Source organism: Flavobacteriales bacterium (assembly GCA_025210295.1).
Lineage (GTDB): Bacteria > Bacteroidota > Bacteroidia > Flavobacteriales_D > Parvicellaceae > S010-51.
In genome coordinates this window covers 56,233-81,007 of record JAOASC010000040.1, presented here as the reverse complement: position 1 = coordinate 81,007, position 24,775 = coordinate 56,233, and the positions used below count along the sequence as shown (strand labels likewise).

Annotated in this window: 14 protein-coding genes; 7 read left to right on the top strand and 7 right to left on the bottom strand. The window is 34.5% G+C overall.

From position 1 onward, the window contains the following. Positions 1-80: 80 nt before the first annotated feature. A complete protein-coding gene (locus N4A35_11755; GenBank protein ID MCT4582085.1) occupies positions 81-4,001 on the bottom strand; it encodes a gliding motility-associated C-terminal domain-containing protein in 3,921 nt (1,306 codons plus the stop codon). Further along, a complete protein-coding gene (locus N4A35_11750) occupies positions 4,002-8,123 on the bottom strand; it encodes a gliding motility-associated C-terminal domain-containing protein (protein ID MCT4582084.1) in 4,122 nt (1,373 codons plus the stop codon). A 270-nt stretch (positions 8,124-8,393) separates the two neighbouring features. On the opposite strand from N4A35_11750, the gene N4A35_11745 reads away from it, so the two are divergent. The 5 genes from N4A35_11745 (at position 8,394) to N4A35_11725 (ending at position 13,466) form a co-directional block, all read left to right on the top strand. Further along, positions 8,394-9,497 carry a putative manganese transporter gene (locus tag N4A35_11745; protein ID MCT4582083.1) on the top strand — a complete coding sequence of 368 codons (1,104 nt, stop codon included), beginning with the start codon at positions 8,394-8,396 and terminating at the stop codon, positions 9,495-9,497. Between the two features lie 299 nt (positions 9,498-9,796). Then, the gene (locus tag N4A35_11740; protein MCT4582082.1) at positions 9,797-10,528 is read left to right on the top strand and encodes a hypothetical protein; all 732 of its coding nucleotides are present in this window, start codon (positions 9,797-9,799) and stop codon (positions 10,526-10,528) included. A gap of 14 nt (positions 10,529-10,542) precedes the next feature. Beyond that, a complete protein-coding gene (locus tag N4A35_11735; GenBank protein MCT4582081.1) occupies positions 10,543-11,058 on the top strand; it encodes a gamma carbonic anhydrase family protein in 516 nt (171 codons plus the stop codon). A gap of 85 nt (positions 11,059-11,143) precedes the next feature. Then, complete coding sequence (locus tag N4A35_11730; GenBank protein MCT4582080.1) at positions 11,144-11,809, top strand: hypothetical protein; 666 nt, start codon at positions 11,144-11,146, stop codon at positions 11,807-11,809. Next, positions 11,799-13,466, top strand: a complete 1,668-nt coding sequence (locus tag N4A35_11725; protein ID MCT4582079.1) for a S8 family serine peptidase — start codon at positions 11,799-11,801, stop codon at positions 13,464-13,466. The genes N4A35_11730 and N4A35_11725 overlap by 11 nt, the downstream gene beginning before the upstream one ends. A 355-nt stretch (positions 13,467-13,821) precedes the next feature. Here N4A35_11725 and N4A35_11720 read toward each other — a convergent pair whose 3' ends face one another. Both N4A35_11720 and prmA read right to left on the bottom strand, forming a co-directional pair. Beyond that, entirely contained in the window at positions 13,822-18,222 is a 4,401-nt protein-coding gene (locus tag N4A35_11720; GenBank protein ID MCT4582078.1) for a hypothetical protein, read from the bottom strand. Positions 18,223-18,239: 17 nt separating this feature from the next. Further along, positions 18,240-19,067, bottom strand: coding sequence for a 50S ribosomal protein L11 methyltransferase (prmA, locus tag N4A35_11715; protein ID MCT4582077.1), 828 nt, complete (start codon positions 19,065-19,067; stop codon positions 18,240-18,242). 266 nt (positions 19,068-19,333) lie between these two features. Between prmA and N4A35_11710 the strand changes: the two genes are divergently transcribed. Together N4A35_11710 and nhaC are read left to right on the top strand one after the other, a co-directional pair. Beyond that, positions 19,334-20,335 carry a glycosyltransferase family 2 protein gene (locus N4A35_11710; protein ID MCT4582076.1) on the top strand — a complete coding sequence of 334 codons (1,002 nt, stop codon included), beginning with the start codon at positions 19,334-19,336 and terminating at the stop codon, positions 20,333-20,335. Between the two features lie 34 nt (positions 20,336-20,369). Next, positions 20,370-21,809, top strand: coding sequence for a Na+/H+ antiporter NhaC (nhaC, locus tag N4A35_11705; GenBank protein ID MCT4582075.1), 1,440 nt, complete (start codon positions 20,370-20,372; stop codon positions 21,807-21,809). A 286-nt stretch (positions 21,810-22,095) separates the two neighbouring features. Here nhaC and ahcY read toward each other — a convergent pair whose 3' ends face one another. From ahcY to N4A35_11690, 3 genes are all read right to left on the bottom strand, one after another. Beyond that, the gene (gene ahcY, locus N4A35_11700) at positions 22,096-23,406 is read right to left on the bottom strand and encodes an adenosylhomocysteinase (protein ID MCT4582074.1); all 1,311 of its coding nucleotides are present in this window, start codon (positions 23,404-23,406) and stop codon (positions 22,096-22,098) included. 267 nt (positions 23,407-23,673) lie between these two features. Beyond that, positions 23,674-24,312, bottom strand: a complete 639-nt coding sequence (locus tag N4A35_11695) for a L,D-transpeptidase (GenBank protein MCT4582073.1) — start codon at positions 24,310-24,312, stop codon at positions 23,674-23,676. A gap of 39 nt (positions 24,313-24,351) precedes the next feature. Beyond that, on the bottom strand, positions 24,352-24,765 hold the full coding sequence (locus N4A35_11690) for a transcriptional repressor (GenBank protein ID MCT4582072.1): 414 nt from the start codon (positions 24,763-24,765) through the stop codon (positions 24,352-24,354). Positions 24,766-24,775: the final 10 nt, after the last annotated feature.

The following is a 24,775-nucleotide window of genomic DNA, read 5'->3' as shown; positions in this document are numbered from 1 at the left end:
GTAACCTTCCCTATATTTCATATAGTTATAATACCTATTTAACTAAAAAAGGTACAATTTAGTATTAAAAATATCCCTAATTATTTTAAAATGACGACATGCCCTTCTTTAGTTCGAACTTCTATTTCTCCCTCAAATAAATAAGTTAAAGACCAAATAAATGTTCCATCTTGAACTAATTTCCCATCTATTCGTCCATCCCATTTTTCATCAATAGTATTGCTGCTATAGAATACTTTACCCAAACGATTCGAAATGGTAAACTCATAAAAGTCTGGTGACAAATCTCTAGATATTGGGCCAAAGTAATCATTCACTCCGTCTCCATTGGGGGTGAAAGAATTAGGCACATAAATTGCACGTCGCTTTCCTACTTGTTGTCCATGACTAATAGAGTCTCTACACCCATATTGATTTTCTACCCATTGGGTAATTTCATAAAGCCCATACGTTTCATAGAAGTAGATAAAATCTTCATCATATAGAGTATCTCCATTGCCCATAGCATATTGAAAACTTAAAACATCTTGTGAGGCCAGATTGGTAACATCTAAACGTTGCAACTCTAATAATGAATCTGCATAAAAACTTAAGTCAAAATTAGCTGTAGGTGAAGGATTTACCCTAATGGTATCTATAGCCTCTAAACTATCTTGACATCCATTTGATGCAGTAACAACTAACTTAATATCTTCTTCTCCTGTTTCATATAAACAAGCTAATGAATTACTGTCTTGATAAAACGCATCTCCTAATTCCCACTCAACTGTTATCGTCTCCCCTGTAGGAGCTGTTGATAGACTAATTAAATCAAAACATTTATTATCACAAACTTCTGTAGGGAATTCCCACCCAGCTACAGGTTTGGGCTTATTAACAATTAAAACGGTATCATAACTTATTGGGCATACACCATTTTCTACAACAAAAATTAAAGGATAATCGCCGACAATAAAATCATCTGCCATTGTATTAGCATTGCTACTATCTCTAAACGATGGTACACTAGAATAAGTATACATTGAATCTATCATCCAATATCCAATTGCTGTCCCCACATCTCCTCCTCCACTAAACTGAATGGTATCTACATCACATAGATACTGGTCTTCACCAGCCACTGAAACAGGCATATTATACATGATAACTTGCATTGTATCTTTATCATCAGCACAGACTCCATTTGTTACAGTCCAAACAAATTGATACGTTCCTTCTACATATCCTGAACCTTGGGTTGTATTTAAAGTATCATCTAATAAGATTATATCAGTAAGATTTCCAAAATTCGTATCTTCACTCCATACTCCTGATGCCCAACCTATTGGATCAACTGCCTGAAAAGCTACCACTGATGTATCACAAACCTCTATATCACTACCTGCATCTGCTATTGGAGGATCATAAATAACAATTCGAATGGTGTCATCTTTAGGAGCACAATTACTATTAGAAACCGTCCATATTAATTGATATTCTCCTTCAATATAACCTGTTGAATTGGAGTTTGGATTTGTTGGATTATCAAAACTAATCAATGAAGGGTTATTAAAATTCAAATCAGGACTCCATAACCCTGTTGAAGTTCCAATAGGTGAAAAAGCAGTCATTTCTACCTCATATTGACCACATAAATCTTGGTTTATTCCGCCATTAGCATAAGGACTATCATAAGCAGTAACCTGAATAATATCAGTTGCATCAACGCAAGTTCCATTGGCAACAGTCCATACGAATTGATAAACACCCTCCAACAAATTAGTCATACTTGATATTGGACTAGTACTGTCAATAAATATAGCTTGAGACGGATTTGAAAAATTAGCATCTAATGACCAAACACCTGTAGAAGTTCCCACAGGAAAATCAGCATTCAAAAATAGTAAGGTATCTGTATTTAAAGAATCTACTCCACAAACACTCAACGCTGCCCCAGCATTTGAAACAGGCTGATCATACACATGAATTTGTACCGAATCTCTGGCAACAGGACAATTTCCATTATACGCTTCCCATATAACTTGATACACACCTTCTTGTAATCCACTCAAATTACTAGATGGCAATGAACTATCTGCGAATACTACAGCACCAGGATTCATAAACACGGGATCTAAATACCAGAACCCTTGAGCGGTACCAACTGTAGGAACAGCATCTAAATCAGCTGTATATAAATGACATAAATGGATATCCTCACCTGCATTGGAAGTCGGTTGATTAAATACCGATATTTCAACAGTATCTTTGTCGGCTATGCAATTTCCATTACTCACTGTCCAAATAAAATGATATACTCCTTCTACTAATCCTGAAACATTAGTCGTATTAATAGAACTGTCAGCAAAAACTACTGCAGTAGGATTAGGGTTAGGAAAATCGTTTTGTAAACTCCATTCCCCCTCAGATAAACCAATGGCTGGACTTGCTGTTAGATTGACATTATTTGCTGCACAAACACTGTCATCCACACCAGCATTTGCTATTGGAGGATCATATACTTTCACCAATAAAGTATCTTGAACTGGAGGACACACATTATTAGAGACCGTCCAATAAATAGTATAAATACCTTCCTGTAAATTTCCTAAAGTCGCATTAGGGTCATTTAAGTTAGAAAATGTTACAGCCGTAGGGTTTAACGGATCTGCTCCCCAAGTAAAATAATCTGTATTGAGGTTATTAGAAACATCAGGAGCCAAAACTGTTGAATAAACGCCACATAATTCTTGATCAATTCCTGCATTAGATGTTGGTGTAATATCATTTAATGTTACAATGGTATTATCTGTAGCTGTACACCCATTTGCTCCTGTAACCGTTACGGTATATGTTGTTGTAGTTGGAGGAGCAGCCAATGGATTCGCAATATTAGGATTGCTCAAAGCTGTAGTAGGACTCCAAGAATAGGCAATTCCGCCAGAAGCAGAAAGCTGTGCATTTAATGAGGCGCAGGTAGTTCCAAAATCAGGTCCCGCATTAGCTGGGGGTGGATCTTTATCTACTGTTACAATGACTTGATCATTTGCGTTACATCCATTTGATGCTGTTACTTCAACTGTATATGTTGTGGTCACTGCTGGCATAGCATTAGGAGCTGCAATAGAAGCGTCATTAAGTCCTGTTGAAGGACTCCAAACATAACTATTCCCACCTTGAGCATTTAGGGTAGTTGACGGGGTATTACAGTCAATTGTAACATCAGCTCCAGCACTAACAGAAGGGGGTTGATTGTCTACTGTTAAGGTTAGGGCATCAGTAGCCACACACCCATTGGCTCCAGTAACAGACAAGGTATATATCGTTGTTGATGAAGGGGTTGCCACCGGATTGGAAATATTAGGATCAGATAACCCTATAATTGGCGACCAAGAATAAGTACCCGCACCAGAACCATTTAAGGTTATCGCTGTTACATTACAATCGATAACAGTATCATTTCCTGCATTTACAGCAGGCAAATCTTTATTAACAGTTATTGTAACATCATCTGTATCAGTACATCCATTTGCTCCCGAAACCGTCACTGTATAGGTCGTTGTTACATTCGGATTGGCTACAGGTGTAGCAGAAGTTGGATCATCTAACCCAGTAGCCGGACTCCACAGATAACCTACACCTCCTGATGTATTTAACGTTACAGAAGGTTGATTTAAACAATCTGTGGTTGCATCATTTCCTGCATCGGCAGTTGGGGTAGCATCATCAACAGTAACTGTTACATCAGAGGTCTGTGTACAACCATTTCCACCAGTAACAGTTAATGTATAGGTCGTAGTATTATTGGGTGAAGCCGTTGGATTAGCAATATTAGGGTCATCTAAACCATTAGCTGGCGACCAAGAATAAAGTACACCTCCTGAACCATTTAAGACTACTGAAGGATTATTACAATCTACAACGGTATCGTTTCCTGCATCAGCATTACATTGTGTATAAGCTTCTCCCCCAATTAATATCAAAGCCCCGACCAAACAATATATAATCCAATTGATTTTCATTTATCTTCTTGAATATTTATAAATCATTACATGTCCTTGTTCTTGATGTATTTCAATACCATCTTCTTTAGCATATTTCAACTTCCAAATATAGCCATCATCTTCTACGGTCTCTCCTTTATAAGTTCCATCCCATCCAATCGAAGGAGAAGTTGAAGTAAAAATTAATGTTCCCCAGCGATTATAAATTGTAAACTCATAAAATTCTTCTGAAAGCCCTCTAGTTTCGGGTTTAAAAATATCATTTAAACCATCATTATTAGGCGTAAATGTATTAGGAACGAAAACAGATCTTCTTAGTTTTACATCAAGCTCAATTGCTACAGAATCTCTACATCCATATTGATTTTCTACCCATTGGGTGACGTTATAGCGACCAAAATCATGATAAAAATAAAGAAAATCGGGTTCTTCAATTGTGTCTCCATTTCCCATAGAATAAGTATAACTTTCTACATCGGCAGATGCTAAATTTTCAATATCCAATCGTTGTAATTCTAATATTGAGTCTGTTTCATGTAATACCTCAAAGTCAGCAAAAGGAGATGGATTCACTATAATTAAAGGAGCATCAATTAGGCTATCCACACAGCCATTAGAAGCTGTAACCTCTAATTTCACTTCGTATTCTCCAGCTGTAGTTATACAAATTTCGGGAACACTATCATAATAATCTTGTTGATCAATTATCCAATGCATCAAGACCCCATCTCCTTCTGGTGCAGTAGATAGACTGACCACTTCAAAGCATTTATTGTCACATTGCTGCTCTTCATAATTTGCAATTGCAACTGGTCGCTCCATATTGTGAATAAAAACGGTATCAGTATCTGATGGACATACTCCATTTTCTACTACCCATAAAACCATATAATCACCTACAATAAAGTTATCTCCCAATGTATTACCATTACTATGATCTCTAAATGTTGGAATACTTGGATAGGGATATAAAGGGGACAACATCCACTCTCCAATAGCTGTTCCTACATTTCCTTGACCGCTGAATTCAACGGTATCAACATCACAGTTATATTGATCAAAGCCTGCATCAGCTATTGGCATATCATAAATAGTCACCAAAACTGAATCTTTATCGACATTACAAACACCATTACTTACTGTCCAAATCAATTGATATGTTCCCTCAATATAATTTTGAGAATTCGTTGTGTTCAAGGTATCGTCATCAAAACTCACTAAAGTATTACCATTATAACTGATATCTTGCGACCAAACTCCAGAAGAGGTTCCAATTGGATCTACAGCATTTAAAGAGGTATTGTATATCGCACATAATTCAATATCTGAACCTGCATCTGCTACTGGCTGGTCATAAATATTAATTGTTAAAGTATCTGTTGCAGGATCACAATTTCCATTGCTGACAGTCCATACCAATTTATAAACTCCTTCTATTAATCCTGAAACTTGACTATTTGCATCCAATACATCGTCAATAGTTACTGTAGAGGGATTATTCCAATTAGTTGGGATTGACCACTCTCCTACTGCATTCCCAACCACTGTCCTTGCTTCCAGATCAGTGGCATAAATTGCACACCAACTTTGATCATCACCAACAACTGCCCTAGGTTTATCAAGCGCAAGAATTTCTACAGAATCATAAGCTGGGGTACAATTACCATTACTTACTTTCCAAACCAAACGATAAGCTCCTTCTAACAGGTTAGTAACTCCTGTAACATGGCTAGTATCATCAATAAAAACAGGTATAGATGGGTTATTAAAATACTGAGAAACAGACCAAATTCCTGAGGCTGTTCCAACTGGATCATTAGCATTGAGAAAGAATAAAGTGTCAAGGTTTAAGGTATCTTCTCCGCAAATACTTAAAGGAGTTCCTGCTACTGCGACAGGAGTATCAAAAACACTAATATATACTGTATCAACAGCCGAAGTACAACTCCCATTGCTAACTGTCCATTGAAAAGTGTAAGTTCCCTCAACTAAACCAGAAATCGTTGAAAAAGGAGAAATATCATTTGAAAAAATTGCCATACTCGGGTTATTTTGAGCCGCAGTCCATACTCCTGTAGAAGTACCTAAAGCAGGGGAAGCGTTTAAGTTTACACTATATAAACCACACAAACTATCATTTACTCCTGCTACTGCAATTGGCTCATCAAAAACACTTATTTCGACAGTATCTCTCGCAGCGGGACAGACACCATTACGAACTGTCCAAATCAAATGATAAACCCCTTCACTTAATCCTGAAACCGTAGCATTAGGATTATTAACATCTGAAAAAACTACAGCTCCGGGGTTAGGATTGGGATAATTACTCTGCAGCGACCATGTCCCCGAAGAAGTTCCCTGAGGAATGTTAGCATTGAGTATTGTACTGTAAAGCTGGCACAAACTATCATCCTGACCTGCATCAGCAAACGGTGGGTCGTATATAAAGACCAATAGTGAATCGGTAACAGCTGGACAAATATTATTAGCTACTGTATAATAAAATTGATAAGTACCTTCTACCAAATTATTGACTGCTGTATTTGGATCAGTAGCATCAACAAATGAAACTGTTGAGGGATTATTATTGGCAGCTGTCCATAAATAAGTATCAATGGGCAATTGAGTCGACAAATCTGGTGCAAAAGTTACAGTATTGACTCCACATCTTTTAATATCATTTCCGGGTAAAGCTAAAGGTGTAGGGGTATTAATTGTTACGGTTGTACTTGCTGTAGATTCACAACCATTAGGAGCTGTTACCGTCACCGTATAAGTGGTAGTAGTTGCTGGTCGAGCTATTGGGTTTGCGATAGTTGAATTTGTTAGCGCAATATTAGGAGACCAACTGTAAGTCCCTCCACCAGAAGCTGAAAGTTGGGCATCTGGCACGTTACAACTGGTAGTAATATCTGGTCCAGTCTGTGCGTTGGGTAAATCTTTATCTACTGTAACCAAAACTTCATCAGTATTCACACATCCGTTATCTCCTATTACTGTTACCGTATAATTTGTAGTTGCTGTAGCCGATGAAGACGGTGAGGCTATACTTGTGCTATTTAAGCCAATTGCAGGAGACCAAGAGTATGTTCCTCCCCCAGATGCTGCTAATGTAATGGTAGGATTAGTACAATTAATTGTTTTATCAGGACCAGCACTGGCATTAGGAGGGGTTTTATCAACAATCACCCTAATCGTATCTTTATCTTCACATCCATTAGCGTCACTTATTGTTACAATATAATCTGTTGTTGCTGTAGGATTAGCAACAGGAGTTTGACTAAGTGGATTGTCTAATCCAGTAGTAGGCGCCCATTCGTAATTAAAGTTTGGTGTTCCTCCGGAAACATTAGCAGTTAAAGTATTGGTTGGTGTTGTACAGTCATTCGTCAAATCTTGTCCAGCTTCGACTGTAGGATAAAGGTTGGTTAAATTCAAAATAAGATTATCCAAATAGTAATAGTTGTAACATAAACCTCCACTACATAATCCAGTAGTATTGGAAGCGGTATTACAATCTGGCCCAATTGCTATACTCTGAATATTAGCAGAAGGCACAAACTCTATACTATGGGTTGTCCATTCACTGGCAGAAACAGTAATAGTTACTGTAGTTAAGACCTGCCAACCGTCAGCGGGACTAGGACAGGAATTAGACGGATAAGCTGGTACAGGACAAGCCGTATTTCCGTAAAGAACCATCGTATAGGATAGATCACTTGTTGCTCCATTAAACAAACTTGATGAACTTCCATTTGCAGCAGCAATATCAAATTGATAAGTATAAGATAGCCCAGCTATTAGACCGCTAGACAAACAAGCACTCGCATATTGTTTATTACCTGTAGATTGATTGGCTAAACCAATATAACCTGTTCCAGCACTTGGTGTTGGAGGAGCATTGTACGTAGATGCGATATTGGTAAACCCACAATTATAGTATTCAGCACTAAAGTTTGAGGTTTCCTGCCAAGCAGTAGCTGCAGTAATTTGCCCTGATGCTGTAGGGCAACTCACTTTGCTTTCAAAATTATGATTAGGAATTAGAGACGGGATACTACATTGCGCCATCACTTGAACTCTATATCCATAGAGCAACATCAAAAGCACAATAAACAAAGCTTTAATCCCCCGATTCATACATTTATTTTCTACCTCTGTAAATCTATTAAAATACTCCTTAATTAATTGGAAATATCTATTAACTAATAGCAGTAATTTTTAACATAAAATAAAGACGGTTAAACAAAAAAAGGTTGCTTTTTGTTTTTAGAAACTTAATTCAAAGTACAGATACCTTAAAAAAGGTATTGCATAATAGAGAATTAAATTGCAACTTTGGCCGCTATTTGGATTTATTCAAAATAAGAATAAAGAAAACGTATAGAATTATAGCTAGAAAATTAAAGTATGGATTTTAATTTGTGGGAATTTATTGTAGAGAATCTTGAGGCCGCAGGGGTTATTGGAGGTTATGTTTCTATCTCTATCATTGGAGTAACGTTAATCACACATTATTCAGGTAAAAAAATAAAAGAAAGTGCTCAAATTGGGCCAAAATGGGCACAGCCTATTATTGGAGGTTTACTGGGGCTAATCCCTGGTTGTGGAGGTACAATAGTAGCTTCGTCAATGTACAAAAACAATAAACTCTCGTTTGGAGGACTTTTTGCGACTTTCATCACAACGCTTGGGGAGGGGTCATTTGTTTTATTAGGGGCTTCTGATGAAGCCAATGTAGCTGCCAACTTAACTGCATTTATGATTGTTAATATCGTTGGATTTATTGTTGGAGTTGTTTTAGGCTATGTAGTGGATGCCTTTGGATTTAGAGTAGCCAATAACTACTCGCTAAAAGAAGAAAATAATGAGCAATGTGACTTCTCTGAAAATACAACGTTAGCCCATAAATTCATTGAACAATTTGGTCTTTATATCATTTTAGCCTTAGCCATCTTCTTAGCTCCTGGATCGATCATGGCTTTATGGGGTGGAGAAATTGAAGCCATAGCTGATTTAACTGTTGGAGCAACAATAGCGCTTACTGTAATTAGCATTATTTACTATTTAGTGAATAAACTTGTCTTAAAAGAGTGTTGTAATTTTGGAAGTAATGAAAGCATTAAAACTACTTTAATTGATTCAGTTGTTGACATTACATTAGTTGTGACCTATGTCTTTCTAGGATTAATTACTTTTAACTTTATTATTGATGTATTGGTAGGAGCTGAAGCTTTCGAATCTTGGATGAAATCATCAACATTTGTAGTCGTTATCATCGCCGCTTTAATCGGAGCAACTCCTGGTTGTGGGGGAATGATTGCAGTTGCTGTTACCTACATTACCATTCCTGATTTTCCTATAGCTGCTTTAATTGCTGCAGCTATAGCTACTAGTGGAGATGGAATTTTCCCGCTTCTGGCTGAAAACAAAAAAGATGCTATCATTATTACATTAGCAGGTTTTATTGTTGCTTTAGTGGTAGGATTTGCCACGCTAGCATTAGGTATATAAACACTACTTTTCAGCTCTCTACTGCAATAAGAAGGTAATCCTTTTAACATCACCTGTAGCGAGTTAAAACAATAAAAAGACAGCTTCTATTTTTCACCTTTAATAAACGAAAAGTAAAACAGATTGAAAAGCACTTCTTAAAATTAACCTATTTTGTTGTACAAATTATCTATCATTGGCACTAACAACATCAATTATTTTATGCTTTTTATATAAAAAGCATAAAGTTTATTTTAATAAAAGTCTTTAATTAGTATATTAGCGATTGCATATACAATTATTAGCTAATTAACTGATTTATGATTAAAGTTTTACTTTCTACGTTATTTATATTAATAGCCTCTAATATCGTATTCTCTCAACAAAATTTGGAGAAACAGATGGTAAGAGAACCTGAATTTACTGAAGCTATAGTTGATGAGGTTTATGGAATTACTTATTACGAACCTTTGAATATTGCTTTAAAAGGAGACTCTGTAAGGATGAAAAGAGGCTATGCTGTAAACGGATGGATTGAAGATTTTTACACTAGTGGACAAATGCTACACAGAGGGTATTATATCGAGGGGCAATTGAAAATATATAAAAACTTCTACCCTAATGGTGCTGTAGAGCGTGACTTTGCTAACATTGACAACTTTAGATCTAAACTTACCTTATATTATCAAGATGGAACTTTAAAGTCTCAAGTTAAATATATGGAAGGGTATCCTAAATTATGGATTGATTATCATCCTAATGGAAAAATGGAGTACTATGAAGAATATCACAAAGGGTTGATGTATCATATTGCTAAACGCTCTTATTATAGTAACGAGCAGCCTTCTTCATTAATGGAACTTACTCATAAAAAGAAATTAACATATACCTTAACTGAATACTATGAAAATGGTGGGGTTAAAATGAAAGGGTATTTAGTTTACAGTAAAAACATGTACGACTATCAAAAAACAGGAACATGGGTATATTACAATACTGATGGTTCTGAAAGCAGAGAAGAAAAGTATGTAGATGGTCAATTGAAAAAATAAAACCTAACGGATTTATGCCCTTAATTAAGACCGTTAGAAATCATACTCCCCTATTCGGAAAAAATAATTATATCGCAGAAAATGCGACTCTAATTGGAGCCTTAACAACTGGTGACGATTGTAGTTTTTGGTTCAACAGTGTGGTTAGAGCTGATGTCAATACTATCCAATTAGGAAATAAAGTCAATGTCCAAGATGGAGCTATTATCCATTGTACTTATAATAAATTTGCTACAACTATTGGAAATAATGTTTCTATTGGACACAAAGCCATTGTACATGGCTGCACGATTAAAGATAATGTTCTCATAGGAATGGGAGCAATCGTTATGGACGGCTGTATTGTTAACGAACATGTGATTGTAGCAGCTGGAGCGATCTTAACACAAGGAACGATTACAGAACCCGGCTATATCTATGCTGGTATTCCAGCCAAAAAAATAAAACCTGTGGGACAGCACTTATTGGAGGGAGAAATTGAACGTGTTGCAAATAATTATGTCAAATACGCCAGTTGGTATAAGCCTTGAAGATCATTTACCCAAGTGATAAAAGAGTATACTTAGTCACAATATTTTGATATTTTTTCGTTAACTTTACTAGACAACATTTTTAATGTTTACATATAGATTTATCATAACGCTCCTCATTGCACTTCTCTTTATTGGTTGTAAGAAGAAAGATGTTCCTGCTACCATTAACTTTCATTATAACTATATTCCTACAGAATTGGGGCAATGGAATGAATATAAAGTGACTGAAATCTCACATTCCACTACAGGAGCGCATGATACCACTCAGTATTTTCTTAAAGAAATCATTACAGAACAACTAGATGCTACCACCTATCGATTGGAACGTTATTGGAGAACTTCAACAACCGAAAATTGGGAAATTAAAGATGTATGGACTAGCAAAAAAACAGCTTCAGCCTACCAACAAACAGAAGAAAATGTAAAATACACTAAACTTATTTTTCCTGTAAAAGGAGGACAAATATGGAATGGTAATGCCTATAATTCTGAAGCCGAATTGTCTTACAAATATGATAGTATTCATAACCCTTATAGTATAAATAATATAAACTTTGATTCTACGGTCATAGTGGTTCAACAAGACAATGTAAATGCTATTGAGTACCAAAAAGCCAAAGAAGTATATGCCAAAGATGTCGGATTAATTTATAAGTCTGATAAAGATTTATCGATTAATTTCTTTGATGTTACTGACATTAATGAGGGAACTGAACTTGAAATGAAACTCATCAATCATGGTCAATAAAGTTTTACTTTTTCTTCTTGTTTTCTACCTACCTCTTCTTAGTATGGCCCAAAATGACACCATCAAATTTTGGGTTCAATTCACAGACAAAAACAATAGTCCCTACTCTATTAATTTCCCTGAAGAATTTCTTTCTGAACGAGCTATTTTAAGACGTACTAAACAAAACATTCCTATTCTATTCAATGATCTTCCTGTCAATCAAACTTATATTGACTCCATTTTAAATAGTGGAAATTTTTATTTGCAAAATCAATCAAAATGGTTGAATGCTATTACCATCAGTACCAATGACTCTAACCATATCAATCTTCTAAATAATATTTCCTTTATTGAACACATTAGAAATGTTCAGTACCTCCCAATAACATACGAGGAGGAGGTTGCACTTCCTTTTAATACCAACAAACAGGCTTACCTATCTAGTCATAACTTGGAACATTATCCCTACGGAGCAACCTATCAACAATTGAATTTACATCAAGCTCAACGGCTCCATGAATTTGGTTTTAAAGGTCAAGGAATACATATTGCTGTTATTGATGCAGGCTTTTTAAATGTTGACAACATGAGAGGGCTAGAGCACCTATTTTCTGATCATCGAATTTTAAGTATTAAAGATTTTGTTGATCATGATGATAATGTATACGAAGATCATCAACATGGTGCTGCCGTTTTATCTATTATAGCAGGAAATATTCCTGGAGAATATTATGGTAGCGCCCCTCAAGCTAGTTTTCATTTACTCAGAACTGAAGATGCTAACAGCGAATTAATTGTTGAAGAAGACAACTGGGTTGCAGCAGCAGAATATGCAGACTCTGCTGGTGTGGATATTATCAACACGTCACTAGGCTATACACGTTTTGACGATTCAACCCAAAATCATACGTATGCTGATTTAGATGGAAACACAACCAGAATAGCTATAGCATCTGATATTGCAGCTAGCAAAGGAATACTATTGGTAACAAGTGCAGGAAACAATGGTGAATCTGATTGGAAATACATTTCTACTCCTGCTGATGCTGATAGTGTGTTGACTATTGCTGCTGTTAATGAAAATGGAAACCGAGGAGGTTTTAGTAGCGTTGGCCCATCTTCCGATGGAGATGTAAAACCCAATATTGCATCTGTAGGTTGGGATACCTATTATATTTCACCATGGTCTAGCAATATAGAACGTGGTAGCGGAACTTCTTTTAGCGCCCCTATGACAGCAGGTATGGCTGCATGTTTATGGCAAGGTTTACCTCAGTATTCTAACATGGATCTCAAACAATTAATTGAAGAAAGCTCCAGTCAATATCTTGCTCCTGATTCTTTAATCGGTTATGGAATTCCTAATTTTTATGAGGCTTATAGTAAAGCAGCTGGAATACAATATTCAGCCCCTAGAAATAGTGTACTTGATGCTTACCCAAACCCATTCACCAACCAAATAACTCTTTTGATAAATAGTAATGTAGCACAACAAGCTAAATTAACTGTAACCAACTATTTAGGACAACCTGTACAATCAATTAATCAAAGTATAGAAATAGGTCAAAACCTAGCTACAATTAACTTTACTGAGAATTGGAAAGCTGGCACCTATTACATCACAGTAACATTTGAGAATAATGAATCTGAGGTTATTAAATTTATTAAAATCTAATAATGCCCTACTTCTCTTTTGAATATTTTTAGAATAAAACAGTGTTAGGCTTCATTGAAGAGCATTGGTTTTTTGATTATTTTTTAGCTCATCATTCTATAATTTCTGCTCCTAAAAACGGATTAAACATATCATGCTATTCTAATAATAAAGAATTGACTCAACAGTTTAAAGAGCTGAATTAGGAATTAAACCATTAATGAGAAAACCTGCTTATAACTTTTACATTCCTAACTCTAAAAAAGATCGATTTATGCAATAATCAACGGTAAAAAGTACGCAAAACTATCATCAAATAAAAAAGAGCAGAATGTGATACAAACTGCTCTTTTTTATTAATAACTCTCATTTATTCCTACTGAAACTTTCTTCTAAAACCTATTGCTTTAGTTTTGGTAGAAAGCATATATTGATAATCTTCTTCATCTTTCTTCCCTTTGAATTTAGTTTTATCTTTTTTCGTTTCTTCAATAACAGTATTAAAATCAGTATTTGTCGAATATGCCTGCATTAAACCACGTTTATAATTGAAGTAATAGAAATTATTTTCATCTAATTGTAAATAGATACTAATTTCATCTCCAGTTTTTCTTTTATGGATCACCACTTTTCCATCTAACTGTTTAAACACTTGTTTTTTGAATAAGTTTGCTAAACCTATTTTGCCACTAGAAACGTATGCATTTTGAGAAGGATCCCATGCAAAATCAACATTTGCTAGATACATTGGAACGTTCAACTCATCTGGCATTTTCTTAATTTTTCCGTGGATACTTAAATCAGAGATTGCTTTGTCAGACTTTACTAAGCCAACTGTTTCTCTTAATGATTGCTCATACATTGCATTATTCAAATCAACAGGTTCTATATCTGGATACTCAACAATGTGTTTAGCCATTTTATCTAAAGCATCACTATTAAAAGGAAAGTCAAATGCTATTGCTGACTTAACATCAATTTTTTTAGTCTGCGGGTTATAATTAATTTGCCCTACAGGTGTTAATCTAAATTGACTTAAGTTTACACCAAAATCAAACTTACCGCTTCCTTCCATCTCACAACTTTCTGTATTCAATGCAATGAAGTTTCCTGGAAGTGTTCTTTCTTTTAACTTCTCTGTATTTGAGATTTGATACTCTTTAGCTTTTTCATCGTATTTTAAAAATCCACTAGCTGTAATGACATCAACATGTGATTTCTTTACTTTATTAGACAAGAATGTAGAGTATATCCCAATTGAATCACTATTCATCACCAAACCAGCACCAATACTATTTCCACTATTATCAGTCATCTCTTCTTTAATTGGAATCATAACATCTTCAGGGTCAATTGGAGCCTCAAAGCTCATCCAGTTTTGATCGATAGCACATTCATGATTAATTCTGGTTTCCCCATTAAAATTCAAAGGTTTTAATGATGCTAACATTTCAACTTCTCCATTAAATTCAAAATGAGGACTCATAAAGAACTTCACTTTATCACTGATTTTTCCTTTACCTGTTGTCTGGAAAGTAGTATCAGGTTGAATTTTGTCCATATAAATTTTCTGAACTTTTTTATTGATATCTATATAATCATAATATCCTGAAGCTTTATAGGCTTTTAATGCAGTAATTTCAACACTGGCTTCTGATATATTATGGTACTTAGTAACATAGTTTGCCAAAATTTTTGCGTTTTCTAATTGATCCATTTTTGCTTTCTTTCGGATCACTACTTCCCCACTATCTGGGAAAATTCTTGCATCAGCAACAGTAATATAATCAACATTTGAGCAAACTAATTTTTTCTTTTTGATATCGTATCTAGCCTTAGATGAGGCAAAGTTTAATGAATCCTGTTTAGGGTTCGTTGAATAGAAGTTAGACTCAGTAATATCTAAATCACTATCAATAGAGATGTTTTGTCTTTTCTTTTTCTCAAGCTCAATTCCATCTTCATCCATTAACCAAATAAACTTATCCATGTAACATAAATATTGTGTTTCTGGAAATTCGATATTCGAGTTACCTGAGTTAGAGCTAAACTCTGCTCTACGAGCATCAAAATCAACATGCCCTCTTACATTCTCAGTTTTGATAGCCATTTCTCCCTCCAGCTCAGATCGAATCTTAAATGCGGAGGTATCTGCATCAATCACTCGTTGTTTATATTTATAATTATACGAGAACATGACTCCATTTCCAAAATACATAAAACCATTACCTGTCATACCTTCAGGAGTTAATGATAAACGTCCTTCTAGTGTTGCTTCACCATCTTTTAAGAACTCTAAATCACTATCAATACTATAGGCATAAAGCACTTTCTTTTTAGGAATATAAGTAATCCCACAGTCTGTCCCTTTAACCAAAGGAGTTTCAGGATTAGACGCTTGTTGCTTATTATGATAAGTTTGAGCTACAGCTGTTAAAGAATCAGGTAAAAAAGTAATTTCATTAGATTCTGCATGAGAAGTCAAGAAATCAATTTCACCACTACCTTGTAAACCTTTATTACTTAACCTTATTTCATTGTCATAATTGGCTTTATCACCATATATACCATAACCATCTTTAGGTGTTTTTCTTACAAATCCTAAGGAGTTATCTTTTTGAATTTTTAATGTTTCATCAAACTTTGGAAAGATTCCTGCAGAAATAAACTCACCATCAAATTCTACTCCTACTCTAGAGAAATTATCCAAACTATCCATCGAAAATGGCTCTAATATAAACTTAAACTTATCTCTATTATAGGCTCCTTTTTGAATAGACTTTCTGTCATAAAAAACAAACGTCTTTTTCGTACAATTAATTTTAGGATAATCGGTAATTGAAGTATCAATTCCTGATTTATTGTTAGGGTCATCAAGTAACACTTCTCCTCTCACCCCTTCTATTGTTGATCCTAACCTCAACTGTGGTGGGCCGTTCTTACTTCTATTATACACCCTTAAACGCATAGAGTCACACTCCAAAAGATCCACTTTGAAGTCATCATAAGAGAACTTATAGAGGTTTCCAAAATACTCTGTTCTACCAGCATTTAAAATCCCGCTAAATTCCATATCACGATTCTTCTTTACTGTGACAGTTTTATTATCTGGATATACTTTAACAAATTGCGCTTGACTTAAGGTAAATTTTTTGACTCCATTAATCTTCAAATCATTCGACGTAAGGTTCAAGATTGCATTGGTCCTTGCCTGTGAAGCAATGACTACAGCATCGTAATCTGATTTCTTCTTCCTAGCATCAATATAATGATAGAGTTTATCTTTAACGAATATTTGCTCTCGCTCTTTATCATAAGTTAAGAACCCCATTGTCGTTAATTTGTATAAATCTAGCTCAGCTGTCTGTTTTGTTTTTCCCATATAAGTCGCCAAACCAGCTAAATCCAGTTCCTTAGACGCTATTTTTTGAGCATATTGTTTAATTTTCACCAAAGGATTTACCCCACCTCCAGTTAGTCTTTCGTAAACATTTCTATCAAAATAGTCGAATGAATTGAAATAGGCAGAGCTATCAGAACTACCGAACAATGCTCCAAAACTCATCACAGGATCTCCAACTTTCCAATACAAAGCTTCGAAAAACATTTCAAATTGATGATAACTATTATAAAATGGAGACAATCCTAACCCTTGCCCTCCTCTAATTAAGGTTAGTTTTTGATCTTTATTAGTGTATTTAAACTCTAAACCTGGATGAGTAATCGAATCCGTTTCTATATAAAAACTAACACTCGCTTTCTCTGAACTAATCTCAGAAGCATTAATAACAAAGCTCAATGCTTCTGTCTTGCAAAATACTTGTCCATCTTTATAAAAAATAAGTCGAGATAAGTTATCTATTGTTCCTAAACCTTGTAAGTTTTGTCCAGTAAGTGTAAACCCTCCATCATAATCAATCGAAGGAAATATATCTTTAATCAATAAACGTTTACTGTAGGATTCAAACTTTGGATACGCCACTTTATCTGCTCCCCTATTGGCCAAAACTTTTTCATATAATTTCCCCTTAAGAGGTTTGTCGAAATAGTTGCTATAAAAATCTACTGAATCAACTGTAAAACCAGCACTTTTCATCCCTATTTCATAGTCATTCAATAAAGCATATACAGTGTCTTTGGACAAAGCAGCTCTTTCCCATGTTAATTTACCTCCAACACCTATCCATTTTGATGTAACGGGATAAAAAGTTCCTTTAGTTTTGTATAATACACTACTATCTCTTTTAGAATAACATTTTAAATCCATCTCATCAAATACAATATATGGATCCTTATCATAGACAAAATGATAGTTGTTATTACTAGCTCTCCATACGGTAGAAGAAGAGCTATAGATGGTGTTATTTTCAAACAATTCTTTACTTGTTTTTATGTAAGATTGCATTTTCTTCTTATTCCTACCCTCTAGTACCTTATTTAAGGTCTCATGCCATTTTTTAAATTCATCGATTGACTTTCCTGATTGTCCAAAATTCATAATAGCATCTAGATAATTTGAAAAATCTGGAAATGGCTTTAACTTTTTAGCTACAATAAGATTAGAAGTAGCATACACTTCTGTACGTTGAGAAGGTGTAAAATTCCCACCATACCACGAGTCTTCAAATTCTTTCAAAAAGTCTTTAGATTTTACTTTTGAAATACTATTCAAATAAGAAGAAACTTCCTTATAAAACTTTACAGAGTCTGAGCTAAAAGTTTGCCCATAACTTGTAAAAATTGACAATACTAAAGCTAGTATTATAATGATCTTCATTTTCATGTTGTTCTATTTTATTTAGTGAATAACGCCATTGCCCAATTATTCTTTACTTCTATTTTCTCAAAAATTAAACCATTTTCTTCTGCCGAGGCCTTTATTGTAGGGACATCTGTTTCATAGAAACCACTGAACAAGATCTTTCCTCCTTTATTTAAACAATTTGCATAAGTAGTCATATCATTGAGTAAGATATTTCGATTAATATTTGCTAAAATCACATCAAAATTCTTATTTTCTAATAATGCAGCATCTCCATGTAAAACTGTCATCCCCTCCACCTTATTTAAGGTGTTATTCTCTTTGGTATTTTCATAAGCCCATTCTTCGATATCAATTGCCTCAATTGGATGCGCCCCTAATAAATGTCCTATAATTGCTAAAACACCTGTTCCGCATCCCATATCAAGTAAACTTTTATTCTTTAAGTTTAAATGAAATAACTCATTTGAAATCAAAAAAGTAGTCTCATGGTGTCCAGTTCCAAAAGACATTTGAGGGGAAATGATGACCTCATAATCTACCGCTGTTTTCTCGTGAAAAGGCGCTCTAATTACACAACGATCATTGACAACAATTGGTTCAAAATTACTTTCCCAAACAGCATTCCAATTTTGTTGTTCTATTGTTTCTGTAGCTATTTTAACTCCCTGATTGGGAAGGCGCTCTATCATTAAATCCTTAAGCATTTCTTCCTTAAAACTCGGAGCGGGGATATAGGCTTCTATGCCGTTATCAGTTTCTTCAAAAGATTCAAAAGGTAACTCACCTAATTCTGCATATAAGATTTCTCTTGCAGGTAAAACAGGGGCAAGTTCAAAACTAACTTTAATATAATCCATATTTAATTTTACTTCGTAACAAAAATAGAAATTCTCAATTTAGAGCTTTCTCTAATTCAATAATAGATACCAACAAAAAGGCTATTTTTATTAAGGTTTTCAACAAACAGGCCCTTTTTTATCTTCGTTTAAACATTCTTTAATAATGTTTTACGAAATCATAGCTTACCTCCTAATTTGATTCGTTACTTCCATAAAATCACCTATTCATGAGCTTTTTTCAATTTATTTAGTCTATTTCGGGTGTAAATGTTATTTTTGGTGACTTGAAAATAATTGTTGCAATATTAAACTATAATGGTAAACAATGGCTAGAGAAATTTTTACCTACCGTTGTTTCTAAGAGTAAGGAAGCCGAAATTGTTGTTATTGACAATGCTTCAACTGATGACTCCATAACTTTCTTAAAGCAGTTTTTTCCAAAAATTCAGCTGGTTATTAATAAAGAAAATCATGGGTTTGCTGGCGGGTATAATGAGGGATTAAAATCTTTAGAAGCAGATTATTTTATTCTCTTAAACTCTGATGTCGAAGTTACTGATAATTGGATCATGCCTGTAATTGATGCTCTTGAACAAGATCAAGACATTGCTGCTGCTCAACCTAAAGTTTTGGCATACAATAATAAAAGTCATTTTGAACATGCGGGAGCTGCAGGAGGAATGATGGACCAATACGGTTATCCTTTTTGTAGAGGAAGAATTTTTAATTATACAGAACAAGATCAAGGTCAATTTGATGCTCCTACTGAAATATTTTGGGCCACTGGTGCTTGTTTATTTATTCGAGCAAACGTTTTTAAAGAACAAGGAGGTTTTGATGCGAACTATTTTGCACACATGGAAGAAATAGACCTCTGTTGGCGAATAAAGAATTCGGGGAAAAAGATTTTATACCTACCCAATAGTACTGTTTATCATGTTGGAGGTGGAACACTCGATTATATGAGTCCTTTCAAAACTTATCTTAATTTTAGGAATAGTCTGTATACTTTGCACAAAAACTATGACGGTTTCTTACCTCTTGTCATTTTTATTCGTTTAGTATTAGATGGGATTGCAGGTATTAAATTTTTATTTGGGGGAGAATTTAAGAACATTTGGAGCATTATTAAATCTCACTTTCATTATTACAAACATATTCCTCAACTCAACAAACAACGTAGGGCTTTACCTCAAAAAAAGTACAGTCAATTGGTAGGAGTATATAACAAAAGTATTGTGTGGCAATTTTTTGCGCTCAAAAAACAAAACTATTCAGATTTATAACTTTAATCAATCTGATGATTAAAACACGATGATTATGTCTAAAGACAAAAGAAAACCGATATTAATTGAAGCACTTATTCCAATTGTTGTTTTAATTATCTTGCTTTCATTATCTGTCTATTTAAATTTAGAGGGAGGAAATCAAATGGGGTTGATTATTGCGACTGTTGTAGCTGGTTTAATAGGTTATCGATTAAACTATAAATGGAAAGAAATGTTAGAAGGTATGAGCGCAGCAATTGGTACAGCTATGCCAGCAATAATGATTCTTTTATTGATTGGTGCTTTGGCTGGGACATGGTTAATTAGTGGAATCGTTCCTACGCTAATTTATTATGGCTTACACATCTTAAACCCTACCTATTTTTTAGTCGCTGCTTGTATCATTAGTGCTATTGTTTCTTTAGCAACTGGTAGTTCGTGGAGTACTATAGCTACTGTTGGTGTTGCAATGTTTGGTATTGGTACTGCACTAGAAATCCCAGCAGGACTATCTGCTGGTGCAATTATTTCAGGTGCTTATTTCGGTGATAAAATGTCGCCAATGAGCGACACCACTAATTTAGCTCCTGCTGTTGCTGGGACCGACTTAATTACGCATATTCGTTATATGCTATGGACTACTGTTCCATCTATAATTATAACCTTAATTATATTTTTGATTATTGGCTTTTTCTTCGACGCAGAGGCGTCAACAGCTGATATCGACAGTATCTTGAAAACCATTGAAGGAAAGTTTAATATTACTCCTGCATTATTTATCGTTCCAGTTGTTGTTATTTTTATGATTATTAAGAAAATTGATGCTATTCCATCTATTCTTACTGGCGCCATTTTAGGTGGTGTATTTGCCATTATTTTTCAACCTGAAATTATTCAAGATCTAGGACAAAATTCTAATTTAGAAAATACTTCTTTTATTGAAGCATCCTATAGAGCTGTAGTCAATGCATTGACAATAGAAACAAATGTAATAACAGAAAACGAAATGGTAAATGAACTCTTCTCTACTAAAGGGATGTATGGAATGCTCTATACTATTTGGTTAATTGTATGTGCGATGAGCTTTGGTGGAATGATGGAGAAACTGGGACTTTTAAAAGTTATTACCGAGGCTATGATTTCCAAGAAAAAAACAGGAAAAGGGTCTTTAATTTTAACAACTACAGCAACTTGCATTGGCTTTAATGTTACAACTTCTGATCAATACCTTGCAATAGTTGTCCCAGGTAAAATGTTTGCAAAAGCCTATAAAGATCGAGGTTTAGCCCCTCAAAACCTAAGTAGAACTCTTGAAGATAGTGGAACTGTTACTTCGGTATTAGTCCCTTGGAACACCTGTGGAATGGCGCAATCTAGTGTTTTGGGCATTGCTACAGGGGAGTATTTCTTTTACTGCTTCTTCAATATTTTAAGTCCAATAATGACCGTGGCTTATGGTTACTTAGGGATTAAAATTGCCAAGATTAAATAGGTTATTTATCTTAAATAGCGAATTAGATCATTTTGAGATTCAAGATTTTTAGACTTGGATTATACTTTGCATTATTATCCTACATAAGATAAAAAGGTTGTCGTCACTTTATTCTACTCCAACAGTCTACCTAGTTCTCAATACTTCTGTCGAAAGTCGAACTGACTATATTCCTTCTCCCTACGATCAAAAGTTCTCGCTCTTTTATTATCTCGTTTAATTTACCCATAAAAAAATCCCGTCAAGTATTACTTAACGGGATTTTATATTTTGTTTTAAGATAATCTTAATATCTATAGTGTTCTGGTTTATATGGACCTTCAACAGTAACACCAATATACTCAGCTTGGTCTTGAGATAATACATCTAATTCAACACCAATCTTAGCTAAATGTAATTTTGCTACTTTCTCATCTAAATGCTTTGGTAACATATAAACTTGGTTTTCATAGTTTTCACTATTGTTCCAAAGTTCAATTTGAGCTAAAGTTTGGTTTGTAAATGAGTTACTCATTACAAAAGAAGGGTGACCTGTAGCACATCCTAAGTTTACTAAACGTCCTTCAGCTAACAAAATAATATCATTTCCATTGATATTGTACATATCAACCTGTGGCTTAACAGTTACTTTAGTAGAACCGTGGTTGTTATCTAACCAAGCAACATCAATTTCATTATCGAAGTGACCAATATTACAAACGATAGTTTTGTCTTTCATCATTTCGAAGTGCTTACCAACAATAATATCTTTGTTTCCTGTAGTTGTTACAACAATATCAGCCTCTTTAATAGCGTTATCCATTTTCTTAACAGCAAAACCGTCCATTGCAGCTTGTAATGCACAAATTGGATCAATTTCAGTTACAATAACTCTTGCTCCAGCACCTGCTAATGAAGCAGCAGAACCTTTACCTACATCGCCATAACCTGCAACTACAGCTACTTTTCCAGCTAACATAACATCTGTAGCTCTTCTAATTGAATCTACTAAAGACTCTTTACATCCGTATTTGTTATCAAATTTCGATTTTGTTACTGAGTCATTTACATTAATAGCTGGCATAGTTAAAGTTCCGTTTTTAACTCGCTCATATAATCTATGCACACCAGTTGTTGTTTCTTCAGATAACCCTTTAATCGCTTCAACCAACTCAGGATAATCATCTAAAACCATATTTGTTAAATCACCTCCATCATCTAAAATCATATTTAAAGGCTTTCCTCCTTCAAATGCAAATAACGTTTGCTCAATACACCAGTTAAACTCTTCCTCAGTCATACCTTTCCAAGCATATACAGGTATTCCAGCAGCAGCAATTGCAGCAGCAGCTTGATCTTGAGTCGAGAAGATATTACAAGAAGACCAAGTTACCTCAGCTCCTAACTCAACTAAAGTTTCGATTAAAACAGCAGTTTGAATTGTCATGTGTAAACATCCAGCAATTCTAGCTCCTTTTAAAGGCTTAGATTCTCCGTACTCCTCTCTAAGAGACATTAAACCTGGCATTTCAGCTTCTGCTAATTTAATTTCTTTTCTTCCCCAATCAGCAAGACTAATGTCTTTTACTTTGTAAGGTAATTTTTCTGTATTTGTCATTTTTGTGTTTTTAAAAACTTATTTTTACTGCTGCAAATGTACAACATAGCTTTATTAAAATCAAAATTGTGATTTAAATTAACGTTTATTAGATAATTTTGATGATGAGAGAATATGAGAATTAGATAATGAGCTAATTAGATGATGGGTTGATTAGATGATGTGCTGATAAACTGTTAATAAAAGAAATAACCAATTATTTATACCAATAGAAAATTAAATCAAGCATTATGGCATTAAATCATTGGATCAATCCCTTCCCCACAATCAATTATTCAGAATGATTACATACATACCTTTGGAGAGCAAATCAAATAAATCCATTACATCTTTATTCTTTAATCTAACACATCCATGTGAAGCTGGTTGCCCTATCAACCCTTCTTCTGCTGTACCATGGATATAGATGTGTCGATCGTAGGAATCTAACTTACCTCCTTTATTCACTCCTCTTTCTAATCCCTCTATAGTAATAACTCTTGTGGTGATAATATCTTTATTGATGGGCATTGGCCTATACTCTATTTCTGCCAACTCACCAGTAAAACGTTTGTGTTTTAGAATGCCATTTTCAGGAATATCCTCTCCAAATTTACCATGCACTTTATGTAACCCCACTGGAGTCATTTCACTACCTTCGACTGAACCTGCACCATGTTTTGAAGTAGATACTGGGTATACTTTCAAGAGCTCTCCTCCTCTAAATAAATACAATTCTTGCCGTTTAACACCCACATAAATAAAATCCGTAAATTTTCTTCCAGGGTATTTAATCGATAAATAATCCTTTAAAAATTCTTCTGTCCCTCTATTGACAGCAGGTCTGATCTCCTCATTAATTACCTGAGACCAACTCTTTAAGGAAAGAATTAATAGAAAAAAGAAAGGGAATATTCTTAGTGTCATACAAGTTGTGTACTACAAATATATAAAAAAGTTATACTTCTACTTATTTAGACACTTCTCACACATTCCTTTCATTTGGAAGTCAAATGAATTAATAACGTAATTAGGTATATTAATTTCTGGAATTTCAACATGATCAATACAGTAAGTTTCTTTACAAGTCTCACAAAAAAAATGAATATGTTCTAAATGGTGATGGTGTTCCCCATCTTTACAAGAAGAAGCACATAAAGCAATTCGTTTGGGTTCACCAGCAATCACTATTTCGTGGATAACTCCCTTATCCTCAAAAGTTTTAATTGTTCTGTAAAGTGTTATTCGATCAAACTTTCCTAATTGCTTCTCAATTTCTTCTACTGTCAAAGGCTTCTTCTCTACTAGAAGAATTTCTAAGACCTTTAAACGAAAGGCTGTTTCCCTTATCTTTTTTGACTTTAATAAATTTTTTACCATAACTTGCAAC

What these genes read in the sequence shown, in the direction of transcription:
- N4A35_11755 (MCT4582085.1), bottom strand. Translation starts at nt 4,001, where the DNA reads ATGAAAATCAATTGGATTATATATTGTTTGGTCGGGGCTTTGATATTA.
- N4A35_11750 (MCT4582084.1), bottom strand. Translation starts at nt 8,123, where the DNA reads ATGAATCGGGGGATTAAAGCTTTGTTTATTGTGCTTTTGATGTTGCTC.
- N4A35_11745 (MCT4582083.1), top strand. Translation starts at nt 8,394, where the DNA reads ATGGATTTTAATTTGTGGGAATTTATTGTAGAGAATCTTGAGGCCGCA.
- N4A35_11740 (MCT4582082.1), top strand. Translation starts at nt 9,797, where the DNA reads ATGATTAAAGTTTTACTTTCTACGTTATTTATATTAATAGCCTCTAAT.
- N4A35_11735 (MCT4582081.1), top strand. Translation starts at nt 10,543, where the DNA reads ATGCCCTTAATTAAGACCGTTAGAAATCATACTCCCCTATTCGGAAAA.
- N4A35_11730 (MCT4582080.1), top strand. Translation starts at nt 11,144, where the DNA reads ATGTTTACATATAGATTTATCATAACGCTCCTCATTGCACTTCTCTTT.
- N4A35_11725 (MCT4582079.1), top strand. Translation starts at nt 11,799, where the DNA reads ATGGTCAATAAAGTTTTACTTTTTCTTCTTGTTTTCTACCTACCTCTT.
- N4A35_11720 (MCT4582078.1), bottom strand. Translation starts at nt 18,222, where the DNA reads ATGAAGATCATTATAATACTAGCTTTAGTATTGTCAATTTTTACAAGT.
- prmA (MCT4582077.1), bottom strand. Translation starts at nt 19,067, where the DNA reads ATGGATTATATTAAAGTTAGTTTTGAACTTGCCCCTGTTTTACCTGCA.
- nhaC (MCT4582075.1), top strand. Translation starts at nt 20,370, where the DNA reads ATGTCTAAAGACAAAAGAAAACCGATATTAATTGAAGCACTTATTCCA.
- ahcY (MCT4582074.1), bottom strand. Translation starts at nt 23,406, where the DNA reads ATGACAAATACAGAAAAATTACCTTACAAAGTAAAAGACATTAGTCTT.
- N4A35_11695 (MCT4582073.1), bottom strand. Translation starts at nt 24,312, where the DNA reads ATGACACTAAGAATATTCCCTTTCTTTTTTCTATTAATTCTTTCCTTA.
- N4A35_11690 (MCT4582072.1), bottom strand. Translation starts at nt 24,765, where the DNA reads ATGGTAAAAAATTTATTAAAGTCAAAAAAGATAAGGGAAACAGCCTTT.